The organism is Chlorogloeopsis sp. ULAP01 (assembly GCF_030381805.1).
GTDB lineage: Bacteria > Cyanobacteriota > Cyanobacteriia > Cyanobacteriales > Nostocaceae > Chlorogloeopsis.
The window spans coordinates 1-24,288 of the sequence record NZ_JAUDRH010000022.1 but is presented as its reverse complement, the minus strand read 5'-3'; the positions used below and the strand labels follow the sequence as shown (position 1 = coordinate 24,288).

General features: G+C 42.9%; 30 protein-coding genes and 2 pseudogenes. 19 read left to right on the top strand and 13 right to left on the bottom strand.

What is annotated here, in order from left to right; genetic code table 11:
• Window position 1: 1 nt before the first annotated feature.
• The 4 genes from QUB80_RS32645 to QUB80_RS32630 are packed head-to-tail and all read right to left on the bottom strand — an operon-like array spanning window position 2 to window position 4,855.
• On the bottom strand, window positions 2–1,075 hold the full coding sequence (locus tag QUB80_RS32645; protein ID WP_289793617.1) for a glycosyltransferase family 2 protein: 1,074 nt from the start codon (window positions 1,073–1,075) through the stop codon (window positions 2–4).
• A 20-nt stretch (window positions 1,076–1,095) separates the two neighbouring features.
• Window positions 1,096–2,307 carry a glycosyltransferase gene (locus QUB80_RS32640; protein ID WP_289793616.1) on the bottom strand — a complete coding sequence of 404 codons (1,212 nt, stop codon included), beginning with the start codon at window positions 2,305–2,307 and terminating at the stop codon, window positions 1,096–1,098.
• Between the two features lie 56 nt (window positions 2,308–2,363).
• Window positions 2,364–3,551, bottom strand: a complete 1,188-nt coding sequence (locus QUB80_RS32635) for a glycosyltransferase family protein (RefSeq protein ID WP_289793615.1) — start codon at window positions 3,549–3,551, stop codon at window positions 2,364–2,366.
• A 44-nt stretch (window positions 3,552–3,595) separates the two neighbouring features.
• Window positions 3,596–4,855: a glycosyltransferase family protein gene (locus tag QUB80_RS32630; protein WP_289793614.1), complete on the bottom strand. Its 1,260-nt coding sequence runs from the start codon at window positions 4,853–4,855 to the stop codon at window positions 3,596–3,598.
• Window positions 4,856–5,003: 148 nt separating this feature from the next.
• Between QUB80_RS32630 and QUB80_RS32625 the strand changes: the two genes are divergently transcribed.
• The 4 genes from QUB80_RS32625 to QUB80_RS32610 all read left to right on the top strand — a co-directional run bounded on the left by QUB80_RS32625 (window position 5,004) and on the right by QUB80_RS32610 (window position 8,677).
• Window positions 5,004–5,663: a gamma-glutamylcyclotransferase gene (locus tag QUB80_RS32625; RefSeq protein WP_289793613.1), complete on the top strand. Its 660-nt coding sequence runs from the start codon at window positions 5,004–5,006 to the stop codon at window positions 5,661–5,663.
• Window positions 5,664–5,952: 289 nt separating this feature from the next.
• Window positions 5,953–7,518: a metallophosphoesterase family protein gene (locus tag QUB80_RS32620; RefSeq protein WP_289793612.1), complete on the top strand. Its 1,566-nt coding sequence runs from the start codon at window positions 5,953–5,955 to the stop codon at window positions 7,516–7,518.
• A 244-nt stretch (window positions 7,519–7,762) separates the two neighbouring features.
• The gene (locus tag QUB80_RS32615; protein ID WP_289793611.1) at window positions 7,763–7,915 is read left to right on the top strand and encodes a hypothetical protein; all 153 of its coding nucleotides are present in this window, start codon (window positions 7,763–7,765) and stop codon (window positions 7,913–7,915) included.
• Window positions 7,916–7,927: 12 nt separating this feature from the next.
• Window positions 7,928–8,677 (top strand): class I SAM-dependent methyltransferase, encoded by a 750-nt coding sequence (locus QUB80_RS32610; protein WP_289793610.1) that lies wholly within the window; start codon window positions 7,928–7,930, stop codon window positions 8,675–8,677.
• Window positions 8,678–8,680: 3 nt separating this feature from the next.
• On the opposite strand, the gene QUB80_RS32605 is transcribed toward QUB80_RS32610, so the two are convergent.
• Entirely contained in the window at window positions 8,681–8,968 is a 288-nt protein-coding gene (locus QUB80_RS32605) for a hypothetical protein (RefSeq protein WP_289793609.1), read from the bottom strand.
• Window positions 8,969–9,173: 205 nt separating this feature from the next.
• Complete coding sequence (locus QUB80_RS32600) at window positions 9,174–9,635, bottom strand: VOC family protein (RefSeq protein ID WP_289793608.1); 462 nt, start codon at window positions 9,633–9,635, stop codon at window positions 9,174–9,176.
• A gap of 202 nt (window positions 9,636–9,837) precedes the next feature.
• On the opposite strand from QUB80_RS32600, the gene QUB80_RS32595 reads away from it, so the two are divergent.
• Complete coding sequence (locus QUB80_RS32595) at window positions 9,838–10,332, top strand: DUF4385 domain-containing protein (protein ID WP_289793607.1); 495 nt, start codon at window positions 9,838–9,840, stop codon at window positions 10,330–10,332.
• Between the two features lie 48 nt (window positions 10,333–10,380).
• Here QUB80_RS32595 and QUB80_RS32590 read toward each other — a convergent pair whose 3' ends face one another.
• Window positions 10,381–10,812 carry a DUF4278 domain-containing protein gene (locus tag QUB80_RS32590; RefSeq protein ID WP_289793606.1) on the bottom strand — a complete coding sequence of 144 codons (432 nt, stop codon included), beginning with the start codon at window positions 10,810–10,812 and terminating at the stop codon, window positions 10,381–10,383.
• 230 nt (window positions 10,813–11,042) lie between these two features.
• On the opposite strand from QUB80_RS32590, the gene QUB80_RS32585 reads away from it, so the two are divergent.
• The gene (locus QUB80_RS32585; RefSeq protein ID WP_289793605.1) at window positions 11,043–13,202 is read left to right on the top strand and encodes a Tex family protein; all 2,160 of its coding nucleotides are present in this window, start codon (window positions 11,043–11,045) and stop codon (window positions 13,200–13,202) included.
• 682 nt (window positions 13,203–13,884) lie between these two features.
• Here the strand turns inward: QUB80_RS32585 and QUB80_RS32580 are convergent.
• The 4 genes and pseudogenes from QUB80_RS32580 to QUB80_RS32565 form a co-directional block, all read right to left on the bottom strand.
• Window positions 13,885–14,076 carry a hypothetical protein gene (locus tag QUB80_RS32580; RefSeq protein ID WP_289793604.1) on the bottom strand — a complete coding sequence of 64 codons (192 nt, stop codon included), beginning with the start codon at window positions 14,074–14,076 and terminating at the stop codon, window positions 13,885–13,887.
• Window positions 14,077–14,375: 299 nt separating this feature from the next.
• Window positions 14,376–14,801: pseudogene (locus QUB80_RS32575) on the bottom strand (Clp protease N-terminal domain-containing protein); the annotation flags it as partial.
• Window positions 14,802–14,876: 75 nt separating this feature from the next.
• Complete coding sequence (locus tag QUB80_RS32570) at window positions 14,877–15,188, bottom strand: hypothetical protein (protein ID WP_289793603.1); 312 nt, start codon at window positions 15,186–15,188, stop codon at window positions 14,877–14,879.
• Window positions 15,189–15,192: 4 nt separating this feature from the next.
• Window positions 15,193–15,798 carry an RNA polymerase sigma factor gene (locus tag QUB80_RS32565; RefSeq protein ID WP_289793602.1) on the bottom strand — a complete coding sequence of 202 codons (606 nt, stop codon included), beginning with the start codon at window positions 15,796–15,798 and terminating at the stop codon, window positions 15,193–15,195.
• A gap of 381 nt (window positions 15,799–16,179) precedes the next feature.
• Here QUB80_RS32565 and QUB80_RS32560 point away from each other — a divergent pair, with 381 nt between their 5' ends.
• The 12 genes and pseudogenes from QUB80_RS32560 (at window position 16,180) to QUB80_RS32505 (ending at window position 22,838) form a co-directional block, all read left to right on the top strand.
• The gene (locus QUB80_RS32560; RefSeq protein WP_289793601.1) at window positions 16,180–17,136 is read left to right on the top strand and encodes a hypothetical protein; all 957 of its coding nucleotides are present in this window, start codon (window positions 16,180–16,182) and stop codon (window positions 17,134–17,136) included.
• Window positions 17,137–17,435: 299 nt separating this feature from the next.
• Window positions 17,436–18,074, top strand: coding sequence for a hypothetical protein (locus tag QUB80_RS32555; RefSeq protein ID WP_289793600.1), 639 nt, complete (start codon window positions 17,436–17,438; stop codon window positions 18,072–18,074).
• A 10-nt stretch (window positions 18,075–18,084) separates the two neighbouring features.
• A complete protein-coding gene (locus QUB80_RS32550; protein WP_289793599.1) occupies window positions 18,085–18,813 on the top strand; it encodes a hypothetical protein in 729 nt (242 codons plus the stop codon).
• A 61-nt stretch (window positions 18,814–18,874) separates the two neighbouring features.
• Window positions 18,875–19,150, top strand: a complete 276-nt coding sequence (locus QUB80_RS32545; RefSeq protein WP_289793598.1) for a BrnT family toxin — start codon at window positions 18,875–18,877, stop codon at window positions 19,148–19,150.
• The gene (locus QUB80_RS32540) at window positions 19,134–19,379 is read left to right on the top strand and encodes a hypothetical protein (RefSeq protein ID WP_289793597.1); all 246 of its coding nucleotides are present in this window, start codon (window positions 19,134–19,136) and stop codon (window positions 19,377–19,379) included. The genes QUB80_RS32545 and QUB80_RS32540 overlap by 17 nt, the downstream gene beginning before the upstream one ends.
• An 83-nt stretch (window positions 19,380–19,462) precedes the next feature.
• Window positions 19,463–20,167, top strand: coding sequence for a class I SAM-dependent DNA methyltransferase (locus QUB80_RS32535; protein WP_289793596.1), 705 nt, complete (start codon window positions 19,463–19,465; stop codon window positions 20,165–20,167).
• A gap of 84 nt (window positions 20,168–20,251) precedes the next feature.
• A complete protein-coding gene (locus QUB80_RS32530; protein WP_289793595.1) occupies window positions 20,252–20,431 on the top strand; it encodes a hypothetical protein in 180 nt (59 codons plus the stop codon).
• An 88-nt stretch (window positions 20,432–20,519) separates the two neighbouring features.
• Window positions 20,520–20,717 carry a DNA-binding protein gene (locus QUB80_RS32525; RefSeq protein WP_277128135.1) on the top strand — a complete coding sequence of 66 codons (198 nt, stop codon included), beginning with the start codon at window positions 20,520–20,522 and terminating at the stop codon, window positions 20,715–20,717.
• Entirely contained in the window at window positions 20,717–21,100 is a 384-nt protein-coding gene (locus QUB80_RS32520) for a type II toxin-antitoxin system death-on-curing family toxin (protein WP_289793594.1), read from the top strand. Before QUB80_RS32525 ends, QUB80_RS32520 begins: the two co-directional genes overlap by 1 nt.
• Window positions 21,070–21,228, top strand: a complete 159-nt coding sequence (locus tag QUB80_RS32515) for a hypothetical protein (RefSeq protein ID WP_289793593.1) — start codon at window positions 21,070–21,072, stop codon at window positions 21,226–21,228. The genes QUB80_RS32520 and QUB80_RS32515 overlap by 31 nt, the downstream gene beginning before the upstream one ends.
• Before the next feature lie 37 nt (window positions 21,229–21,265).
• Window positions 21,266–21,709, top strand: a pseudogene (locus tag QUB80_RS32510) (S1 RNA-binding domain-containing protein); the annotation flags it as partial.
• A gap of 565 nt (window positions 21,710–22,274) precedes the next feature.
• Window positions 22,275–22,838, top strand: a complete 564-nt coding sequence (locus QUB80_RS32505) for a GrpB family protein (protein ID WP_289793592.1) — start codon at window positions 22,275–22,277, stop codon at window positions 22,836–22,838.
• 283 nt (window positions 22,839–23,121) lie between these two features.
• Here the strand turns inward: QUB80_RS32505 and QUB80_RS32500 are convergent, their stop codons facing one another.
• Window positions 23,122–23,382: a type II toxin-antitoxin system RelE family toxin gene (locus QUB80_RS32500; RefSeq protein ID WP_289793591.1), complete on the bottom strand. Its 261-nt coding sequence runs from the start codon at window positions 23,380–23,382 to the stop codon at window positions 23,122–23,124.
• A complete protein-coding gene (locus QUB80_RS32495; protein WP_289793590.1) occupies window positions 23,382–23,582 on the bottom strand; it encodes a hypothetical protein in 201 nt (66 codons plus the stop codon). The genes QUB80_RS32500 and QUB80_RS32495 overlap by 1 nt, the downstream gene beginning before the upstream one ends.
• A gap of 167 nt (window positions 23,583–23,749) precedes the next feature.
• Here QUB80_RS32495 and QUB80_RS32490 point away from each other — a divergent pair, with 167 nt between their 5' ends.
• Window positions 23,750–23,887 (top strand): hypothetical protein, encoded by a 138-nt coding sequence (locus tag QUB80_RS32490; RefSeq protein ID WP_289793589.1) that lies wholly within the window; start codon window positions 23,750–23,752, stop codon window positions 23,885–23,887.
• Window positions 23,888–24,288 lie beyond the last annotated feature (401 nt).

Genomic DNA, 24,288 nt, shown 5'->3' with positions numbered 1-24,288 from the left:
ATTATTTATCTCCCTCCAGCGAATGAACCAAAGATACTAACTCGCGGATAGGTTTGTTTTCATGAGCTTGAGGTTGATTTACAAAAGGAGCTTGGCTTTGAGTATGGTAAGCACTAATATAGTGATTTAATTTCCTTTCTAGAGAAATCGCCATTTTCTCTAACCACAGAGGATTATTTCCAAAGGTGAGACTTTTTAACAATGGCTTCAAAAATGCTTGATGGCGACGATGCCCCATCCGCTTATAACGCTTTTTGAAGTATTTGTCTTTCACTGTCAAATCCCACTTTTGGGCAAAGTGTTCTAAACTAGCAATTTCCCAGGCATCGCTCCAGCGTAACATGAAGAATTCTAGTTCTGACCATTCAAACTTTAGTCCTGGTACATAAGTAACTACCGAAGTCGGCTCGCAATAAAAAGTACCTCCAGCCTCAGCTACCGTTAGACAAAAGTCAATATGTTCTCGCGTACTCAATAATCTTTCATCTAATAGCCCAATTTTTTGGAAAATTTCAGTCCGAACTAGCATACAGTGAAACTCGGCAAACTCGCATTCTTGACGATGCAGTTGCTCTTTTACATCAGCAACTTTTCGGTTCACAAAGTAGTGTTTTTCGTGTACCCGTCGCTTGACTCCAAAATCATCTGGCTCGACGAAGATATGAGCTTCGCCACCCGCTAAGTGAATTGTTTCCTCCAAAGGCTGTCCAATACAAGTTAGCGGGCAAACTACAGTCGCTTTTGTTTCTTCAGCACATTCAAGTAATGAATTTAACCAACCTGGACTTACAATCACGTCGTTGTCAATAAAAACTAAGTATTTGCTATCGACTTGTTGTAAACCCAAGTTGCGAGCTTGATTGGGTGAAAGGTATTGTTCTGTGCGGATGAGTTGAAATCCTTTCTCTTGTGCTTGTTGCTCAAGGTAGCGCTGAATGTGACGAGGAGAACCGCCGTCTACATAAACCAGAGAGAAGGGTGTCTGAGTGTGTTCGTAAATACTTTCAAGCGATTCGCGAGTATAACTGAATCGCTCGCGTTGCGAAACAACGATGGTGACTTGTGGTTTATTCATAGTTCAATTTTTTACAGAGACTATACGAGGGAGAGCTTGCCAAACAAAACTGATGCAGATGTACCTAAGGCTTGTTGGTAAACATCAATCCAGTTTTGATGTTCAACTGATGGAGCAAGTTGCTGAAGTACTTTTGTTTTGGCTGCTACACCTAGCTTTTGTCGTAGTTCTGGTTTATTTGCTAAGTATCGGAGTGATGCAATCAGTTCCTCCGTACTGCCGGGATTGATGAGCAAACCGTCTACGCCATCTTCTAAAATTTCGCCGATCGCATCTACACGAGTGCCAATAATTGCTCGGCTCGCTAGCATGGCTTCTAAGAGTGTGTTTGGGCAACCGTCGTGCAGTGAAGGAATTACGAAAATATCTAAGTGTGGCAGATAAGCTAAGGCTTCTTGGCGACTGGTTATGCCTGTGATTCGCAGGCGATCGCCAATTCCACTTTGTTGTATTTGTTGCTGCCAGTATTCTTTTTCTCGCTCAATAAAATCACCGACAAGCAAAAGGGTTAAATCAAGCTCATTGCTTAATTCGGCACAGGCATCGAGAAGAAATTCAATCCCCTTCTTGTCTCGGAATCTACCTGATGAGCCGATGATGATTCCTGGTAATTCGCTAACTAGAGATGGAGTGGGAAGTTGCTCAAAGTTAATAGGTGCGATCGAGTTCCAGAAAACCGATGATTTTAGCTTTACACTTGGAGCTATGACACTTGCTCTTTTTTGCAAGTCTTGACTGACAAATGTTACCCAAGTTGAATTTTCTAACATCCATGCAATCTGAGCATGGTTTTTAGGATTGAAAATATGTTTGTGTAAGTCGCTACCACGAACGCTGTTAATTACCGGAATATCATTTTCTTTTGCTAAAAGTGTTGTGACGTAGCCTGTTTCATTCAGAAAAAAGGCATGAAACAGATTATATCTATATTTTTGATGCAGACATTTGAGTTGGAAGTAAATATCGCTAAAAAAGTCTTGTATCTCTGTTAGGTTGTCACGCACGGCTGATTTGATGCGATGCACGAATACACCATCTTGAAGTGTTGTGCTGCAACTTGCTCGTCTGCGACTTCCATCTGTAACTAGGCGTTGTTTAGAGCGAAAAACAGCAACATGGACTTCATAATCACTGTCAATTAGCATTTTGGTAATTCGATGTACTGATTCGCTAACTCCACCGACATCGGGTGGATATTCTAGTGTGGTAATGCAAATTTTTATTTTATCCATGTTTTTGTCTGGGAACATTATTCGTAGTTTTTAAACGCAGAGGGTACGCAGAGTTACTAGGCAGCTTTTTGTTTCATTGCCACATTTCTTAAAATCTTGGCGGTAGTTGCAGATCCGGAAAAATCAAAGCTAATTTTATGAGGTTGTTCTTGAAGGTAATCGATTATTTGTTGGGCAAATAAATCAGGTTGTAAATCGCTGGTACTTAGAAGTTTGACAATTCCTAAGTTGCTTAATTTTTCTGCTCTAATACTTTGTTCTCTATCTTGGTTTCCTGTAAAGGGAAGCAGCATTGCCCTGACACCTGTTGTTAAAACATTCATGGTGGTGTTATAGCCAGACATATTAATAGAAAGTTCTGCTTTGTTCATGTAACTCAGAAAGTAGGGAGTATAGCGTCGGATGCTAAGATTGTTGCTATCTCCAACCATTGATTGCAATTCATTGAATTTCTCTTCTGGCATAAATGGCCCAGTGAAAACTTGGATTTTGTGAGGTATTTTTTTCTCTAATAGAGGAGCTGCTCTCACCACACAATCAAGCAATTCATGACCAAATCTGCCACCTCCAACGCTGGCTAGAATCATGGGTTGATCTGAGTGAAGAATTTCTCTATCTTCATCAGTAAGGATAGGATTTACTGGAGGATTTTGAACTACATATCCGGTGTAGTATATCTCACAGTTAAGGTTGCTGACTCTAGAAAATGTTTCTTCGAGAGGTACAAATCTGGGGTCACCATGAACCAATAATACATCAAAATATTGGTTAATTAAATTACAAACTTTTTCTTCGTGTTTTATTTGCTTGTGTTGTTTTGTAACTACAATATCTCGCAAGCTAGAGACAACTTTTGTTGAGTTTTTAGTTGATTTTACTAGTTCTAACAAAGGAATTAATTCAAAAGAGAAACGTCTTCTGCCGAAGGGAAATAATTCAATGATTAAAATATCAGGCTGGAAGTGATCGAAGATTTCCAAAAGACGATTTTTTCTGATTTCCTTAACTTCGTCAAGACTAATGGCATTATCTACGACTTGTAGTTCTTGAAATTCTGAGTCGGTTTTAATTGCGGGTAAGTTGATGACTTCAACACCAGCAGGAATATCAAACCCTTTTACTATTTCCCCACCATTAATAAAACAAATTTGGAAGTCTTTAGTGAGAGCACGTACAATTTCCATACTGCGAACTAGATGCCCCATGCCCAATATATGTTGGCAGTAGAACATAAGACGTTGCATAACACGCTTTGCCTCTATAATCTATAAACTTTCATTGAGTTAAACTAAACAATTTTGGCGATCGCTAAATCTTGTACTTGTTCTGGTGGCTGGCAGGTTCTGCAAAACGGAAGCACTCTCTTTTTTTTTGCCAATAAGGTGCAGATGTATTGGCTAATTTTCGGTAGGGCACTTAAATCGATGATTGGAGTGGAAATCTTCTTGTGTGGAGGAGTATTCAGTTGTTGCAGCACCGATTCCAGCAATACATCTGGAGTCAGGTGATCGGGATGAATTGCTGTCATAACCCCCAGTTTGGCGAGATGTTCTGCCCGAATCCACTGTTCTTGAGATGGTTTAACTCTAGGTACTATTACTGCTGGCTTCCCTACAGAGAGAATCTCACAGATTGTGTTGTAGCCACCCATTGCTACCACGGCATCTGCTGCGGCAACATAGCTCATCAAATCGTCAGTAAACTCGCAGATTTGCACGCCTGGATAGGAAAATGCTTTCCATTCCAGTGCTGCTTGATCGCGAGAAGGCATTTCGGGGCCAAAAACTATCATACTCCGAAGTTTGCGCGAGGCAGGTAGCAATGCCAAACTCGATAAGTAGGTATCAACCAAGTTATAGCCATCCTCACCTCCTCCCGGTGTCACTAAAACGAGTTGTTCATCTGGGCTAAGTCGCAACTCGTTACGGACAAAATTTGGCCCTTTGCGCCCTAGTTCTTTGCGGATGTACCCACAAAACTGTACCTTTTGGGCAACCTTTGGCGGTAGTTTATATTCCTTGCGGATATCAAAAATTTCTGGAGTGCCAACCACCAGCACGTGATCATAAAATTTGACGATCGCTTCGTGATAACCGTGCTTGTGCCATTCTGGAATCGTCACCTCTGGATGATCCAAAATGTCGCGCAACAGCAGAATTAAGGGAGTTTCTGGCAATTCGGTTTTGAGATATTCGACAGTTGCTTGCAATTCGTTGCGAATGCCGTAGGGCTTTTTGTCTACTAGGAACACATCTGGTTTGAAATTGGCGATCGCAGATAAAATTAATTGCGATCGTAGTTTTACCGTTTCATCGGTGGCTGTTCCCAGATACTTGGCAGTAAACTCACCCGATATTCCCCGATTCAGGCAAGGTAGCTTAATATAATCCAGTCTTCTCGGCAGACGAAAGCTATGCAGCATCGGCGAGCCAGAGACGACAAGGATAGAAAGTTCTGGAATCGAATCTAGTAAGTGTGTGCAGATTGCCAACATTCTGCGAATATTACCGAGACCGAAGCCATCGTGGGAGTATACCATTAGTCTCATGGCTCAATTTCCCTCAATTCCTGATTCGGTGTATACATGAGATTCCTAAGCTGCTATTAACACGGTTCGGTATTTCATCAGCTGTACTACTTGTTTAGGTTCTCAATTGTGCATGAATCTTTTATGAAACTTCGATGAGAAAATTTTCATGTCAATAACACGCTCCGATCTTGAATCTGGACGTTTGCAGCAGATTATTTTAGACTCTGGGAGAAAAGTGAATGTCTTAACTGAATCCCAGTTACAAGAGTCTATCAACGAAACTCTGCGGCAACAAAATCCAGCTTCTGATATTTGGATTTTTGCCTATGGCTCGCTGATTTGGAACCCCATCTTCAAGTTTGTAGAACAGCGCGTCGGCAAAATTTATGGATGGCACCGTCGCTTTTGTCTGTGGATTCCCTTGGGGCGTGGTACTCCAGATAACCCAGGATTAGCGCTTGGCTTGGATCGCGGTGGTAGTTGTCGTGGTATTGCTTACCGGATAGCTGCAAATGATGTAGCCTCAGAATTGCTCCTGCTGTGGCGACGAGAAATGATAGTTGCTTCTTACATTCCTCGTTGGGTGAGCGTATTTGATGGTACGCAAAAATTCCAAGCGATCGCTTTTGTTGTCAACCACCAGCATCGAGCTTATGTTGGCAATATTTCCTTTGAAACCACAGTAAAGAGCCTTGCTACAGCTTCAGGAGAAATTGGTTCTTGTGCTGACTACCTCATGCAAACCGTCGATGGCTTGCTAGCAGATGGGATTCGGGATAAACATTTACTTCAGTTGCGCGATCGGGTTTTGATGCGACAGACTTAGTTAAGCTTTGCGTAAAATCATAGCGGAGTTTTTGAACGCAGAGGGGCGCAGAGTAAGCGCGCTAGACGTTTCGCCTTCCCGCAGGGTAGGTACGCAGAGTCTTTTCTAAGGAGAGTTAATTACGAATTGATGAAATGCTGTACTTAGTTAAGCTTTAAAACCTTTTGAAGGTATATCAAAACTTATGAAACTTCTTCATCCTTCTGCCCCCTGCCTCCTGCCTTATATAAAGTTACAATCGGGATGCGAGAAGAGATAGAGAAAGTTCTGTATCCTGGAGCCATCGCCAATGAAATTCATCTCTGAACCATCGATACCCACGAAAATTCAAAAGATGAAAGAACGGGTGTGCTGGTTGCATCCGAGTATTGTCTCACGGAGAATTGACCAAACTAGCATGGTTATCGATGATGGCAACTCGGATAATCCAGAATTTTCTTTTATGGTTATTGGTGACAGTGGTTCTAAGGCACGACACAACCCTCAGCGCCGAGTCGCCGAACTGATGCTTCCACACCAACAAGAGTGTAGTTTTGTCTTGCATACGGGCGATGTTATCTATATCGTCGGTTCGCGTGAGTATTACCCACAAAATTTTATCGAACCTTATCGTGAGTTTATTGTCGGAGGCGAAAATCCCAAACGCATTGCCTATGATCGCATGACATTCAAAACTCCAATATTGCCAGTTCTCGGCAATCACGATTACTATGATGTACCGCTAATGTATCGTTTGCTGGCAGGAAGTACGCTGCCACTACGCCGCTTCTTCAGCTACAAGAATATTGAAATTGGTTGGCATGGTTCAAATCAAGGAGATGCTTATACGCGAGCATTTATTGATTACTTAAAGTCATTCAACTCCAAAGAACAGTTAGAATTTCACCTTGACGAACATTACACAGCCAAAACTGATACGGGAAATTGTTTGCGCTATGAACCCGGACATTTTACCCGTGTACCTAACCGATATTACACCTTTCGTTATGGTGGTATAGATTTTTTTGCCCTCGACTCGAATACTTTTAACGAACCATCACCGCTACCTGAAACTCAAGAAGGAGAAAGTAGCCGCCGCAAATTGTCAAAGCGCCGCGACGAAATCGAACAAGAAGAAATGCGGATTTTAGATGCGTGCGATCGCCTTGACTCAAACAATCCTGAAGATGCAGAACAACTTGATGCTCTCAAAGCGAAGTTGTACCAAATTGATGAAGTCAAAATTGATATTGAAAAACAACTAGCATCTCATGACGAACCGGCGATCGATTTTGAACAGTTAGAATGGCTCAAGCAAAGGCTAATAGAGTCTTGGCATACCCAGGAAGTACGAGGGCGTATTGTTTATTTTCATCATCCTCCATTTGTGACTGAGGCGAGTAAGTGGGAACAGGCACAAACTCTAGCAGTGCGTCACCGCTTGCGTTGGGTATTTGATGAAGTGGCAAAAACTCTTGGTTCTCTGACTCAAGGACGTCCCATTGTCGATTTAATTTTAAACGGTCACGCTCACTGTCTGGAATATCTGCGCACTACTAACACCGGGCATGGTGATTCTAACTTGAATTGTATCGTCTGTGGTGGCAGTGGTCGTCGTCCCCGACGGCAACGCGAAGAAGGAACGGAATTAATGGAGACTTTTGGAGATGCAACAGATGGCAATAACCGTAAAATTGCGGATTCGCTGCTATTTGTTGGTCGCAATGGTTACGATAAACAAAAGCGGCTTCCTTACTCTTTTGTGCGGATTGATGTTAAAGATGGCTATCCACCTAAGTTTATTGTCAGGCCATTTGTTGCTGAACGCTATCAAAGTGAGTGGTATAACAACGAACTGGAGGCATTTGAGATTTAATTTTTTGATGATGATACCATTTCACGTTAATCACAATACATATAAATCATGTCGAGACGTGCCATGGTATATCTCTACAAAAAAGATATGTTTCACCTTTAGAGTAAATTGGTATGAGACTACTAGTTCATCGCATTAATTTTGAGGGGATAATAAGTTCGTAGTTAGGACTTTAGTCCTTGATAAGTGCAGCACTAAAGTGTTTACTACAAACCTATCAAAACTTTTGCGATGAACCGCCACTTTGGTTTACAGCATAAGCTTCAGTAATGTCCAAACTTTGATTGGCGATGGCAAAATTATTATACGCGATCGCCAAATTTTGACAGTGGATAAAACTGAAGTAATTGGTACAGTCAAGGCAATTGTAGAAAGACTTAAACAACCGTATTTATAACACCAAAAATTGATGAGAAAACAATTAAAATACAATTTTTTATGTTTAACCCTGGTTTCCCTACTTATACTCTGGGGCTACTTGCTTTTTCCTATTCAAACAGCAATTGCAGCTACTGCAACTTCTAGCATCTACGAGCAAAAACTTGTCCATAGCCCTGATGGAATTGGGAAATATTATATGGGTAGAGAAATTGCCAAATACATGAGCCACACTGGTGCTGCTTGGCTAGAGCGCCCCAGCCGTGAAGCAGAAGAACAGCCAAGTAAAATAGTCACAGCCCTCAATCTCAAACCCACTGATATAGTCGCTGATATTGGCGCTGGTACAGGTTACTTGAGTTTTCGCATTGCTTCTCAACTCACACAGGGAAAGGTTTTAGCTGTAGATATTCAACCAGAAATGCTGGATATTATTGATTTTTTGAAAAAAGAAAACAACATTACCAACGTTGAGCCTGTTTTAGCAACAGCTACTAACCCCAATCTAGCACCTGCAAGTATTGATTTAGCTTTAATGGTAGATGCTTATCACGAGTTTGAATATCCACAACAGATAATGCAAGCAATTAGCAAAGCTTTGAAACCAGGCGGTAGAGTTGTTTTAGTGGAATACAGGGGAGAAAATCCTTTTATCTTTATTAAAGCTTTACATAAAATGACTCAAAAGCAAGTGAAAAAAGAAATGCAAGCAGTTGGTTTAGTTTGGCGTCAAACCAAAAACTTTTTACCACAGCAGCATTTCATGGTTTTTGAGAAGTAATATTTAAGCTTGAGGAGGAATCAGACTAGCAGTTTTTGTGGTAATATCCCAAACTATCCAACCAAATTGATTATCTAAATTATCGCTAGTATTTGATACTTTAAAATAGATTTTTTCACCACCTCTAGTTTCAATTGCAAAGTCAGAATTTTGAGCATATACTACTTTAAAACCTCTATCTCGTAGACAATACATTGCCCACGCTTTCAATGATTGCTTGGCTGGATCGTGAGGAACGGGAGGTTTTTTAATTACTTCTTCGATAACTTGATATATTTGCATTTTAGTCATTAGTCATTAGTCATTGGTTAGTAGGGACGGCTTTTACTGACTATCTTTTGGTTAAAACCGACAATTTATCTTTTAAACCCGCACGGCAGTCGCTACAACGCGCTTAACCCACGCAACGCGCTGCCTCCCGTACAGTAGTTGGTTTATTACTCTCCTTGTCTCTTTGTCCCCGTGTCCCCTTGTCTCTCCATCTCCCCCTCTGCCCCTACTCTGGATCGCAACGGATTTCTACCATAAAACCATCAGGATCGTAAAAGTATACACCACGTCCGGTAGGACGAGTAACTGGCCCGTGGGCAATTTCTATGTGGTTTTGTTTAATTACTTCGACAGCAGCATCAAATAATTGCGGATTTATATCAAAAGCTAAATGATAAGCCCTGGTGAAAGTGCGTTCTGGATCTGGATCTGGAGGTAACAATTCTGGTTGCCAAAATAAATCGAGGATAGTGCCATCTGGGGTAACAAAGTTAGCAACTTTACCCTGTGCTACTAATTCTTTCAAGGTAGCAGGAACTTCCTCATCTGTTAATTCATACAAACCAAGAATAGTACCGTAAAAATATCGAGAAGCCTGCATATCTTTCACATTTAAGGCAATGTGATGAACTCGACGCAAATCGCCAGGAGCAAGAACTTTACTAATTGATGAAAAGCTAGATTGCATAGCAGAAATTAATTTACTTTCTTAAGATAGAAGACAAAAATTTTTATAGTTTATATATTCATACTTAAGATTTTATCAACAATCTAAATTTAATATTTTTTATTTTCTAAACCACATCTATTGTTGGTGCAGTTATTCTAACCGAAGCTGGAGAAACTCCGCCTCCGTTTCTGTATTCTATAATTCTAAATTCTTTTTGGGTATGGCATTTGATTATTCTTTGGATTTTCAGAATATCGATTTTCGCAAACACCCCGAACTATATCATGTTGGCAAAGGCGAGCAAGGTGTACTTTTGGTAGAACCGTATAAATCGGAAATTCTTCCTTATTGGCGCTTCAAAACTCCAGATATTGCAAAAGAGTCTAGCCAAAAAATTTATGAAATGTTTCTTGTCTATCTTGAGCAAGATGATTTTGTTGGAGCAGATATGGCACGAAAATTTTTACAGATGGGTTATACGCGATCGCGCCGCTATGCCAATCATAAAAGCGGCAGAAAATATAAGAATAATCCACAAAAAGCAAGTTCTAAAGAAGAACAAATGCAAGCTCGCAAAGATATCTTACCCTATGAAGTAGATCCATTAAAAGCTGAATCAGCAGCAATTTTTAAAGAAAAGTGGACACAAGCCAAGACAAATGACAAATATCTCCTGCTTTTAGCAAAACACAAACAGATGTACGAGCAAGAATAATGCTCTGGTGCAAAGAAAACAAAACAAGCCTTTAGTTTAATTTCTAGACTACTGGACTTTTGCTATTTGGTGAATTTTTAGGGGTAGACCGCGATATTTGCCAATTATCTCTCGCTCAGAGAATTGTAGCTTGACATCATTAATTTGATAATTTCCACCGCGATATTTGTGAGTAATCTCATTTACCCTAGTCGAACTTCGAGAACTGACAGCTTCGTTGCTAGCACCATCATTGATTTGCTGTTGATTATTTTTATCTAGCCTCAGTTTGTACTCATTTTGTTGTAAAAGTTTGCTAGTACTAACCAAGACAACGATTAGCATCAAAACCTGTATTTGCCAAGGTGCTAAAACCAAACTCAAAATCAAGCTAATAGCTGCAACAACACCTGTTAGTTGCCCGATTTCATCGGTACTTGTTTTGAAGATATAACCAGTTACTAAACCAGTAAAAAGCGGAATCAAAAACAACAAAGGCATTTCTCTCCACCTCTGAATCAAAACCAGAAGCGCCTAATAAACTGAATATTAAGGCTATTGCTAAGTAATGGTGTATTTAATTTTACAATTGTTTCTGTTAAATTTACAACACGTTATCATTAACAACAGTGTAAATCATAAAGATTTCAAAACGTTCTGATATATTAGCTTAACATTCTGTATTCATGCAATCAATCTTGCATATTACCAGCTTTTCTAACTGACACCCGATGCTGAACATTCCTCAACTCTTAGCAACTGAACTTAACCTCAAACCTTATCAGGTGCAAAATGCGCTAGAACTTCTGGCAGAAGGTGCAACAGTTCCCTTTATTGCACGATACCGTAAAGAGCGCACAGGAGAAATGAATGAAGTTCAATTGCGCGATTTGGCAGATAGGTATTCTTACTTAAGTGAATTAGAAGAACGTAAATCGGTGATTTTGAATGCGATCACAGAACAAGGTAAACTCACTGAGGAACTGAAAGCCAAAATTGAAGCTTGTTTACAAAAAACAGAACTAGAGGATTTATATTTACCCTACCGTCCCAAGCGCCGCACTCGTGCCACCATCGCCAGAGAAAAAGGACTAGAACCATTAGCAGAGTTCATCAAGTCGCTGAATACCAAAAATGCCGCCGCCGTATCTTTAGAACCAGAAGCAGCAAAATATATATCAGAAGAAAAGCAAGTCAAAACAGCACAGGAAGCGCTTAAGGGTGCTGCGGACATTCTTGCCGAAGAAATAGCAGAAAAAGCAGAGTTGCGTGCATATCTCAGAGAATATCTTCTAGAAGAAGGAGTATTTGTCTCCCGGATCAAAGATGAGCATCCCGAAGGTACAACCAAGTTCGAGATGTACCGTAACTATCAGGCAAAGGTGAACAATATTGCACCTCACAATCTTTTGGCGCTGTGTCGTGGTGAAAACGAGGGAATTTTGAGTTTTGATATTTCCTTTGATGAGGATGTGGTGCTTTCCTATTTGGAGTCAAAAGAAATTCACTCTAAACACCGCCCGTTGCGCAGCTTTTATCAAGAAATGCTCAAAGATGCATTTAATCGCTTGATGAAATCTTCTTTAATTAGCGAAGTAATTTCAGAGAAGAAGCTATACGCAGATATTGAGTCGATCAAGACATTTGAAGCCAATTTACGGGAGTTGCTACTATCTGCGCCTGCGGGAATGAAACCAACAATGGCAATTGATCCGGGGTTTAGAACTGGCTGTAAAGTCTCAATTCTCGATCAGACAGGAAAATTTTTAGAATATCAAGCAATATTTCCCCATCAAGCACTAGAACAACGTGCTAAGTCTGCACAAACTCTGAAAAATTTGATTGAAAAGTACAAGATTGAGTTAATTGCTATTGGTAATGGCACAGCATCTCGTGAGACAGATGAGTTTGTAGCAGAAGTATTGCAGACTTTGCAGCGCAAACCAATTAAAGTAATAGTCAACGAGTCGGGTGCATCTATATATAGTGCTAGTAAAGTTGCAGCACAAGAATTTCCTGACTTAGATGTTACCGTGCGCGGAGCAATTAGCATCGGTCGTCGCTTGCAAGATCCCTTGGCAGAACTGGTGAAAATCGATCCCAAATCTATCGGTGTGGGACAATATCAGCACGATGTGGATCAAAAATTGCTGAAAAAGAAATTAGACGAAACAGTAGAAAGCTGCGTCAACTACGTTGGTGTAGATTTGAATACCGCTTCCAAAGAACTTTTGACTTTCGTTTCTGGAATTACGCCTACCGTTGCCAACAACATCGTCACCTATCGCAACCAAAACGGAGCCTTTAAAAATCGCCGCGAACTCCTAAAAGTGCCAAAATTGGGGCCAAAAGCCTTTGAACAGGCAGCAGGTTTTCTGCGGATTCGTGGTGGTAATAACCCTTTAGATAATACCGCCGTCCATCCAGAGAGTTATTCGGTAGTGGAAGCGATCGCCACCGACTTAAATGTACCCTTACAACAAGTCACGCAAATTGCCGAGAAACTCAAAAAAGCAAACCTAAAAAAATATGTCACCGATACCGTCGGCGAACCCACATTGCGCGACATCCTCAAGGAACTAGAAAAACCAGGCAGAGATCCCCGCGCCGAGTTTAAATATGCCACCTTTAAAGAAGGAATCAAAGAAATTTCCGATTTAAAAGTGGGGATGGAATTAGAGGGAATAGTCACGAATGTTGCCAACTTTGGTGCATTTGTTGATATTGGCGTTCATCAGGATGGTTTAGTGCATATCTCCCAACTTGCGGACAGATTTGTGGACGATCCCAAGAAAGTCGTGAAGGTGGGACAAGTTGTGAAAGTGCGAGTCTTGGAAGTTAACGAGAAATTGAAGCGGATTGGTTTATCGATGAAGGCGGTGAAGCAGTAGAAACTCTCTTCTTACATCATGTATAAAACTTTTTTGTAGTAAGGACTTTAGTCCTTGCTTTAAAGAGGACTTTGTTCCATCAGCTTTTTGGGGCGTTGTTCCATAAAGAAGAATATCGGTGAAAAATTCCATCTAATGTTCTAATTTGGATGTTATGCAGAAAATTTCTGGATATCAGCGATGAATATACTGAAAGGCTTGTACTTATGTGCAAAATCAGGTAAATATGCCGAATAATTCCGTCCATTACCCAAAAAAGGGTGATAGTTAGAAAAGTTGTTGATATCCACCCCAAATCAGGTAGTGATCTGGAAAGTTTCTGTATAATAAGTGGATATTGATCATATCCGTAAATTTTCTTGATATTATGACTAAAATACCTGTAAAGCCTTATTTGACTGGATCGGCTGGGGTGATAGACGGAAAGTTTCTGTCTAATAAATAGTTAGCCTGCTTCCTTAGTGGTGCAATCCAGTAGGTTAAAGATGAGTAGCAAAAGCGATCGACTATGCCCCATAGCAGTGCAAATCTGTTCCGTTGGTTGCAAAGGATGAGTGATTGAGGGCGATCGACGAGAGACAGAGCACCGCAGAAATAGTGGGATGCAGAAGCGATCGAATAAGAGGAAAGGATGAGGAATGCAGAGACGATCGAATGGGTGACAGTGGATGGAATAGGTTGGTTAGTTTTGCGTCAGAGTGCTAACACGGTGTTGGAGCGGACAAATAGGGGGGCGATCGGGTAGAGTATTAGTCATTGGTTGCCGCTCAACTCCACCGTTAGACCTCAATCCTCTGATGAGTGTGTCACTAAAGGCGATCGCATTTTGATACCAATGTTTGTATCTATGAGAGCGATCGCCCTCGATTTGCATGATTAAGCGGTTTCAATCCGTGCAACAACACCCAGTGCAATCAGTTCATCCAAAGCGGCTTGTATCTCTGAATCAGAGAATCTGGTTAGCCATTTAATCCAAAATCGATTAATAGCCGTATCTGCTTCCTCCCAATTCGTTTGACTGCCCATCGCGTGCCAAACTTTCAATGCCCGATCGCTCATAGGTGGAAAAAGGGTTCTCAACCGTTCTTTCGATGGCTGAAGTGAAAACCGTTCTTCCCTAGTTTCTTGACCCAATTCCTGAGCCTGCATCACGCGATCGCAAATGCTAAGAGGATCGACCCCTAAGTTTTGAAGCACCTGAAACGCAAGGCTTCGGCTCGGTTCTCGATTTGCGACAGCTACGATTTTGTCTCCCTCTCTGATGATACTGAGCAAGAGATGCTCTGAGCCAACGTAACTGTGGTTCATTTCAACCGCAATTTCCCCTGCCATGTCCAAAACAGCTTTTGCTCTGACGGTAAAGGGAATTTCAGCTATCATATTCCCTTCACCACGACCAATCAATTTTTCCACTTCTGTTTGTGCTTCTTCGAGATGAATTGCCATCGAAGCCAGCACAGAGTAAGCAATTCCCGTACCTTCTCGAATTAAGCCCAGTAGAATTTGTTCAGTTCCGACAAAGTTATGCCCCAAGCGGCGCGATTCATCTTGAGCCATCAGGATGACGGTGACTGCTTTTTCATTAAACCGCTCGAACATAAGAAAGTCCTCCAAGATAAAATAATAATGGATGTGCTTGCAGAAGAAATATTAGGTTGGCGCGATCTCGAAAATTCAACTATTTCTATGGTTGGATTCCACCTGATTAGCTTTCAAAGTAGGTTGTTGAACAACGGACAAATGATTCTCTGTGAGCACTTTTCGTCTCAATTTGGCTTCTAGGTTCAGCAAAAAATCATGATTCGGCTGAATGCCCTCAGCTAAGGATAATAAATCCTGTGCAAGAGCGGTGAGATCAACAGTTTGGGGATCCAGGTTAGACAATGATGCCAGTTGCCCCTGTTCAGCAAACCGTGCTGTAATCCAGGCATCTAACTCTGTGGCGATCTTGGTTTCAAACTCTTCCGGTTGTATATTTTCTTGCATGGCGTTAATTCTCCTTCTGAATATTGATCAGTTGCTGTTTCAAGTTGCTCATTGCGCGATGAACCAACATTTTGACCGCTGCTTCACTTTTGCCCATGACATGAGCAACCTCTGCAATAGTTAGCCGACCAAAAAGCCTTAGAGCTAATTCTTCTGAGCGTTCTGGGGTCAGAAAGTGTAGCAAACTAGCAACCAGTTCTAGACGCAACTGCTGATCGATACACTCTTCAAGAGGGGTATCAGGGTGCGGAATGTGTTTCGCGAACTCCAACGGCAGTGTTGCCCGTCGCTGGCGGAAATAGTCTGCTGCTTTACGCCGCGCAATTCCCAACAACCACGATCTGAATTTACCGATTTCCTGATAACTGGCAATATGTTGTAAAGCTGCCTCAAACGTCTGTGTGGTTAAGTCTTCAGCATCATGAACTCTCCCAACTTGCACCAGCAGATAACGATAAATATCTGTTACATGGCGGCGATACAGTATGGCAAAGGCATTATAGTCTTCACAAGCAGCTTGCGCCAGGCTTTCGTCCGATCGATCTGCTAGGATTACAGCTATTGCTTCAGGAGATAGCTTCCCTGGGTCGGGCGATCGCTCTTGATTCATCGAGATTGTCCTCCCTCATTTTTAGCTCACCAAGGGGATTGCATCCCCTCTTATAGTTATGTCGTTGTCCGGCAGGAGATGGTAACAGTTCATGCTGAGTTTTTTGAGTCGGGCAACTTTTGAACCTCTACTGATTTGCCTGCAAGCGTCTAACACTCGCTTGGAGCGGACTGCTGAAAATCCCTGGTGCTGAATTCGAGGTTCTTTGCAGCCGCTCAAGCGAACCGTTGTGCCGCTCACGTTTCGGGTTGTGGTGAGCTTTGATAGCAATTTGTCAGTACTCAGGAGCAGATAAATAGAAATTACAGGGCAAGAAACAAAGCATAGGGGAGCAGAGTCAAAGCATTTGCCTGATCGATGTAAAACTCTCTTGAAAAGCTAATGCGTCAATCTATCAAACAATGTAGCTTTGTTCTGTTAACAGTTCTATCTTTGTGCGTGAGTTGGCTAGTGTTCAAAGCAGATGGCGTTGTCGCTCAACAAGTTGCCGATCCGAATTTTGATGCTAGCGTTGTCCATCCTGCCTATACGACCACAGCACCTACGGTTCTCTTTGATGAGGCTCACCTAAACTTTCACACCACTCAAGGACGCTACAAACCCTTTGTCGATCTCATCTCTAATGATGGATATCGAGTGGCTCCAAATCGACAAGCCTTTCAGACGGAAACGTTAGCCGATTCTGACATTCTCGTCATTGCCAATGCTTCAAGTCAGCAGGAGGGGCAATCTGCATTTCGCGAGGACGAGTGTGATGTGGTGAGAGATTGGGTGCATTCTGGTGGTTCATTGCTTTTGATTGCCGATCACAAACCCTTTGGTTCAGCGGCAGAAAAATTAGCTGCTCAATTTGGCATTAGGATGAGCGATAAGTTCACGGTAGATTTGTCTCATTACGATCGAAGCTCTGGTGTTCCTAGTTTCTTGCTGTTTAGCCGTGAGAACAAGCTGTTAGCCGATCATCCGATTACACAAGGTCGAAATCCACAAGAACGAATTAATCGGATCATGACGTTTACTGGGCAATCCCTATCCATTCCATCTGAAGGACAATCCTTATTGCGGTTATCGGATTCAGCGATCGATTTAGATGAGCGACTCAGGAGCGCAGGAGATCTTCGTGCAAGGCAAGGTGTTTCTGCGGCTCAACGCGCTCAAGGTGTAGCATTGCCATTTGGACAAGGGCGAGTCGTTATGCTTGGAGAGGCTGCGATGATCTCTGCCCAATTGATGCAGTCGCGTGAGGGGACAGTTCTGATGGGGATGAATCACCCAGGAATCGACAATCGACAATTTGCGCTGAACATGATGCACTGGTTATCCAGATTACTGAGTTAGTTTGCTGTGAAGCCTTTGACTCCGCAGTAAAAGCGGTACAACAATTGCAATGCCGCGGACGATTGAGAAATTTTGATGCAGTCCGAAAGGTAGCCTATCGCCGCTAATTGCAACCGTTGGGCTGCTTCAGATTTTGGTCAAGACAGTCAACGTAAAGTAACTGCTAGCTCCTAGCATCAGTTTGTTGAGAACCATGTACGGAGAAGTGTACTAGCCCCTCTACCTGGGATGCTGGGTATGGTGGCACATCAATTGATACAAAGGCTATACTAGGTAGCTAAAGTTTTCTCACACAAAAAATGGCAGAAAATGGTGGTCGTGGGCGCATCCGCGTTTTTTTCGCAGAGGTTGAGGGTGACGATGAAACTATTCAAGAAGGTTTGCAAGCGATCAACGTAGCAGCCAACAAAATTTTTCAGTCCGCTCCAACAAAGATTATTCAGGTTTTACCTGCCTCTGCAAATCCTATTGATGAAGACGAGCTTCTCGAAGAACTAGATTCTGAGGTTGATGTTGAGGATGAAGAGGACAATCCTCCTCCGTCTAATGTGGCTGCGAAATCGAAACCTAAGAAAAGTTCGTCCAAGCCTCCCATCATGTCAATAGTGAAGGATTTGAATTTGCGACCAGAAGACAAGCCGTGGTTCAGGGATTTCTATGCCCAGAAAAAGCCATCTACTCAAGAACAAGCTGTTACGGTCGCAGTTTACTATCTAAAGCGAGTTCTGGAGCTAGACAAGGTAAGGCCAGAGCATGTGTTTACCTGTTTCAAGGATGTTGAGCGCAAAACTCCAAAACATATGCCTCAAACTATTCGGGATACTGCAAAACGTAGAGGATGGGTTGATACCTCGGAACGGGGCAATGTCAAGATTACTAACCACGGTGAAAATTTAGTTGAGCATGACCTACCTGCTTCTAGCAACAAAAAGGGTTAGTAAAATATAAATGGATCTAGAAGATTTTTGCATTCGACTCAATCAGCTTGAACTTTCAAATGCTCAACGTGCTTTAGCTATTTTATGGTTCCATGACTGTCAAAACCCAGGCATATGTATGAAAGCGAGTACACTCGCACGTACCATTTATACTGCTGGACTTGGCAATCCTAACCCAACCCAGCTTGAGGAAGCGATTGCGAAAATCAAACTTACACTTAAGAGCAAGGCTGGGTTTAAGCTCAAGCCAACCGAGCGCGATACGATTAAGGGCTGGCTTATACCAATTCTAGAGGGTGTAGCTGCTGATGTTGATTTAGAGCATAGCTATTTACCAGAAGCAATCTGGAAGAATACAAGAGGCTATATTGAAAAGATTGCTTTTCAAGTAAACGGTTGCTTTCAATACGGATTTTATGACGGTGCATCAGTTCTTCTTCGTCGGTTAGTTGAAACACTTTTAATTGAGTGCTACGAGCATGATAAAACTCAAGCTCGTATATCTGATTCTGATGGCAATTATTTTATGTTGTCAGGAATTATTGGTGATGCTGTTGATAAAAGTAGACTTTCGTTGGGGCGCAAAACAAAATTGGTTTTACGGGAATTAAAAGCTATTGGAGATCGATCAGCTCATAATAGACGCTACAACGCTGTTCGCGCTGATTTAGAAAAAATTCGTTTGGGAGTACGTCTAGTAGTAGACGAGTTAATTCAACTAGCGGAGTTGAGACGTTAAGTTCTTTTCATGCCTCTGTGACTCCTGTGGTTGCCTGTAAAGATTAAGAAGAGTTCTACATATGGAATTTGAATGGAACCCAGACAAAGCAGAACTAAACATTGAGAAGCATGGTGTTTCTTTTCAGGAGGCTTCAACTGTATTTAATGACTCTCTATCCGTAACCTTCCCTGATCCTGATCATTCTATTGGAGAAAACCGCTACGTTATCATTGGTATATCTCGGTTTGGACAGCTTTTAGTTGTCGCACATACCGATCGAGGAGAAAAAGTACGAATCATAAGTGCCCGAAAAGCAACTCGGCAGGAAAGGAGGTTCTATGAAGAAGGAAGTTGAGAGCGAAATAGAAGATGAATTATGCTCTGAGTACGATTTTTCCCACATACAGGGAGGTGTTAGGGGTAAGTATGTTGAGCGATATCGCACAGGGACAAACTTAGTGCTTCTAGATCCCGATGTTGCCCAAGCTTTCCCTAATGATGCAGCAGTAAATGAAGCATTACGACTGTTAATTCAGGTTGCACAGCGCCAGCAGCCCAACACTGCGGTGCAGCGGACGGAATAAAAGCTGTTGGTAGGAGTTCAAGACTACTAGCCGCCGCTGGCCTCTACCGTTAGCCGCCCAAAGCACATTAGAAGGAGTTTCGTATGCCGCGTTTCTCTACATTTGATCGACGCAACTACCGAACTGTAGCGGCGCGTGAAGGCTACGCTCAATGGGCTGCGACCTACGAGGACACCGTAAAGCGTGACATGGATCTGTGGTTGCTCGACCAGATCCAAAGCGTCAAGTGGAGTGCCGTCGAGCGTTGCGCGGATCTTGGCTGCGGAACGGGACGCACGGCCGCATGGCTAGCGAGAAAGGGCGTACGGGAGATCGATGGTGTCGATGCCACGTCCGAGATGCTGGATCAGGCTCGCAAACGGGACGTGTTCGCGTCCCTCCGCGTGGCGGATGTTTGCACGACCGGACTGCCAACAGCTAGTTACGACTTGATCGTGACGTGCCTCGTTGACGAACATCTTGCTGAACTTGCACCGTTGTACGCGGAAGCAGCACGGCTTGCCCGACGTGGTGCGACGTATGTGCTTGTTGGCTTTCATCCATTCTTCATCATGGCGACAGGTATGCCTACGCACTTCCAAGGAGCCAATGGGGAGCCAGTCGCAATCGAGACGCACATCCATCTGTTGTCCGACCATGCACAGGCGGCACTCGCGGCAGGCTGGCAATTGACCGAATTACGCGAACAGGTCATCGATGATCGTTGGATAGAGACGAAGCCAAGTTGGTCGGTCTATCGTGACGTACCAATCAGTTTCGCGTGGGTATGGCGGCGGTATGAGATTTGAGTCGATATTCGGTGCGGCTAACAATCGTGTTGCAGCGGAACGTGCCAGTCTTCTTCGTTAAGTTCGAGAGGTTGTCCATGTCCGGTGAGCACGACCGTTACCGAAAGTTTACCAAAACTATTATACAGACGAGCGATTACAGCAATACCCATCGCCCAGATACAAATACCAGTTTCTGCTGTAAGAGCGAGTGGAGAAAACTGTCTGGGAAGCGATCGCCCAAGTGAAAACCTTTTGCTCGCTCAAAAGCTGCTGGACGGATGATCGGCTCCTGGGTTGGGTCTGTACAAAGAGGTTATCGGTCAGATGCGAATGTTAAACTTGACTCAGAAACACTAGGAGAGCGATCGCTGTGGCTTCTATCACCATTGATCTTTCAGATAGCCAATTTCAAAAGCTACAAGATTTGGCAGCAGTGTATGGCATTACGCTTGAAGTCCTATTAAAGGTCAGTTTGGAGGATTGGCTCAATTCTCAAAAGAGCGAGTTTGTTGATGCAGCCAATTATGTGCTGACAAAAAATGCTGAATTGTATCGGCGTTTAGCATAATGCGTTTTCTGACGTTAATCGAGGTGTTAGAACTACATCGTAGAGTCATTGAGCAATCCGGTGGAGCATTCGGTATCCGAGATGTAGGGTTGTTGGAGTCAGCCATCGCTCAACCCCGAATGACGTTTGGTGGAGAAGAACTGTACCCAAGCTTGCTTGAGAAAGCAGCAGCATTAGGGTTTTCTATCATCATGAACCATCCATTTGTAGATGGAAACAAACGTACAGGTCATGCTGCGACAGAGACTTTTCTTGTTCTGAATGGAATAGAAATTAACGCCTCTGTGGATGAGCAAGAGCGTGTGGTGTTGGCGATCGCATCGGGTGAGCTGGGGCGCGAGGCATTTGTAGAATGGTTGCAGCGGAACACAACCGCCAGCTAACAAGTCGTTGGGGTGGTGAACCAAACCTTTTCTGCTTCTTTTCAATGATATTGGTCGCTGCTCAACTTGGTCGTTACCGAGAGTTTACCAAAACTGTGCTACAAATGAACGATCGCAGCAGTACCTGATCGCTCAATTGAAAATCCCAAGCACTAGGAGAAGAATGCGATCACCACCGACTTAAATGTACCCTTACAACAAGTCACGCAAATTGCCGAGAAACTCAAAAAAGCAAACCTAAAAAAATATGTCACCGATACCGTCGGCGAACCCACATTGCGCGACATCCTCAAGGAACTAGAAAAACCAGGCAGAGATCCCCGCGCCGAGTTTAAATATGCCACCTTTAAAGAAGGAATCAAAGAAATTTCCGATTTAAAAGTGGGGATGGAATTAGAGGGAATAGTCACGAATGTTGCCAACTTTGGTGCATTTGTTGATATTGGCGTTCATCAGGATGGTTTAGTGCATATCTCCCAACTTGCGGACAGATTTGTGGACGATCCCAAGAAAGTCGTGAAGGTGGGACAAGTTGTGAAAGTGCGAGTCTTGGAAGTTAACGAGAAATTGAAGCGGATTGGTTTATCGATGAAGGCGGTGAAGCAGTAGAAACTCTCTTCTTACATCATGTATAAAACTTTTTTGTAGTAAGGACTTTAGTCCTTGCTTTAAAGAGGACTTTGTTCCATCAGCTTTTTGGGGCGTTGTTCCATAAAGAAGAATATCGGTGAAAAATTCCATCTAATGTTCTAATTTGGATGTTATGCAGAAAATTTCTGGATATCAGCGATGAATATACTGAAAGGCTTGTACTTATGTGCAAAATCAGGTAAATATGCCGAATAATTCCGTCCATTACCCAAAAAAGGGTGATAGTTAGAAAAGTTGTTGATATCCACCCCAAATCAGGTAGTGATCTGGAAAGTTTCTGTATAATAAGTGGATATTGATCATATCCGTAAATTTTCTTGATATTATGACTAAAATACCTGTAAAGCCTTATTTGACTGGATCGGCTGGGGTGATAGACGGAAACTTTCCGTCTAATAAATAGTTGTGCCGCAAAGAAATTGGTGGAGGCAGTAGTTTGAAGGTAATCGGTTAGAGTGAAAGATAGGGATGTTGCGACGTTGTTCGTGGGGGCGTTATTCTCTCTGTTTGAGCCAAATTTCAAATGCAGATTGACGAGCCGATTATCATTTGTAACTATGACCCTACTTGGGTACAAAGATTTGAGGAAGAAAAAGCAGTTATTCTGAGAGCGGTCGAGGATTTGATCGTTGAGCTCGAACATTTCGGTAGCACGGCAGTTCCAGGATTAGCGGCGAAACCAGTTGTGGACATTTTGGTGGGATTAAAGCAGTACCCAATACCCGATGACGCGATCCAAGCATTTGAGCAAATCGGCTATGAATATTTTGGTGAGGCTGACGTGTGCGGAAGACTGTATTTTCGCAAGCGGAAACCCTCAGCATTTAATCTCGGTGCAGTAGAGTGGGGCAGCAAATTGTGGAGAGATAATCTATTGTTGCGTGACTATTTACGATGCCACCCTGAAGCAAGACAACGTTATGAGCAGCATAAGCGGACGACGATCATTGCAGGATACAATCAACTTCTGGCGTACTCAAATCAGAAGGCGCAGCTGGTATTAGACTTACTTGAACAAGCAGAAGAGTGGGCAAAACGCCCTGAGTGGGGGATTGCAGCACAACAACACGATGGAGCGGACAGTTGAAAGTCTTTTTGTCTAACGTTCCAGTTAAGCAGAAGTTTGACTCTTTCAGAGTAATCAGTCAACGTAAGAAAAATTTGAAGTCAGAGTAAGGAGACAATTGCGGCGGCATAACTTTGTCCAGTGAGCGCGAACTTTAGACTGAAAAATCCTTGTGGGGAAGTTACTTGTAGGTGTTCACAGTTAAGCGATCGCAAGCTATCGCGAAAGATTTCCTCAAACTTGTTGAGTCTTGCGTAAATCTCAAAGGCTTACGTTTGCTTATGCAGAGTAGAACTGTAGATGATCAGTTGTAAACATCTCGGCGATGTCCAACTTTGTGAACCGTGATGCGCTGATTGTTAGTATCAAACGAGTAGATGATTCGATAATCCCCAACTCTGAGCTTAAACAGTCCACTTAAATCAGCACTCAGAGCTTGGGGAGTCAAATTGTCAAGATTTTCCGAAAGCCAACGAATTTTACTCAGAATACGTTGTTGGATAGTTGAGGTAAGCTGCTCTAAGCCATCAGTTGCTTCTGACGTAAATTCAACGTAGTAGATCATTACCAGTTCAAGCCCAATTTCTTTGCAACTTCCTCAGCCGAGATTCCACGCTCTCCAGCTTGAGTACGATGTAAAGAATTAAGGAGTTGCTGCTTAACCTCTGGCTTAACTTGTCTCCCCTCGTCGGGGTCAATCAGCAAGGATTGGATAGTTTCAGCAACAGTTTCTTGAATCAAGAGTTTGAGTTCTTCAATAGTCAAATCCTTAACCTGCATAGAATTGGGTGGAATTTAAGTTACCTTAATATTGTGGCACTTAAAGCAGTTGGTGTTGTCGCGGCATAACAAATCGTTGGAGCCGACCGCCTCAAGGTTATCGGTAAGAGCCACAATTTATCTGCGGCGGCTCAACTTGGTCGTTACCGAAAGTGTACCAAAACTATCCTATAAATGAGCGATCGGGTATTGGGACGATCGCTCACATACAAATACCAGTTTCTGCTGTAAGAGCAAGTAGAGAAAACTGTCTAGGAAGCGATCGCCCGATTGAAAATCCCAAGCACTAGTGAGAAGAATGCGATCGCTAAAGTGCTATTGCAAGGGTATTAGTAAAGTAATTGAGGTGAAATTTTATCTGACAGCATTCAGAGTCAAATTTATTTTTGGGACATTATTTTATACCAATTCTCTAAAATTCTGCTACACATTAATCTCCGCGTCACCTTGTCTGGGCGTCCTCCTTCGGGTACTCTACCTTGAAGCCCTTCGGGTTCGCCAGTTCCTTTATGCCGGGAGACCCGTCCACCCTCCGGGTACCCGGAGGGAACGCCCTTGGCGTACAGCAGTCCCCCAACCCTTACGGGAAGCCTTACCCTTCGGGAACGTCTTCGACGAACAGGTTCGGGGGTTCGCAATCGTGACGGGAACCGCCAAGACTGCGACCCCCTCACCGCTTTGCGTCTACGCC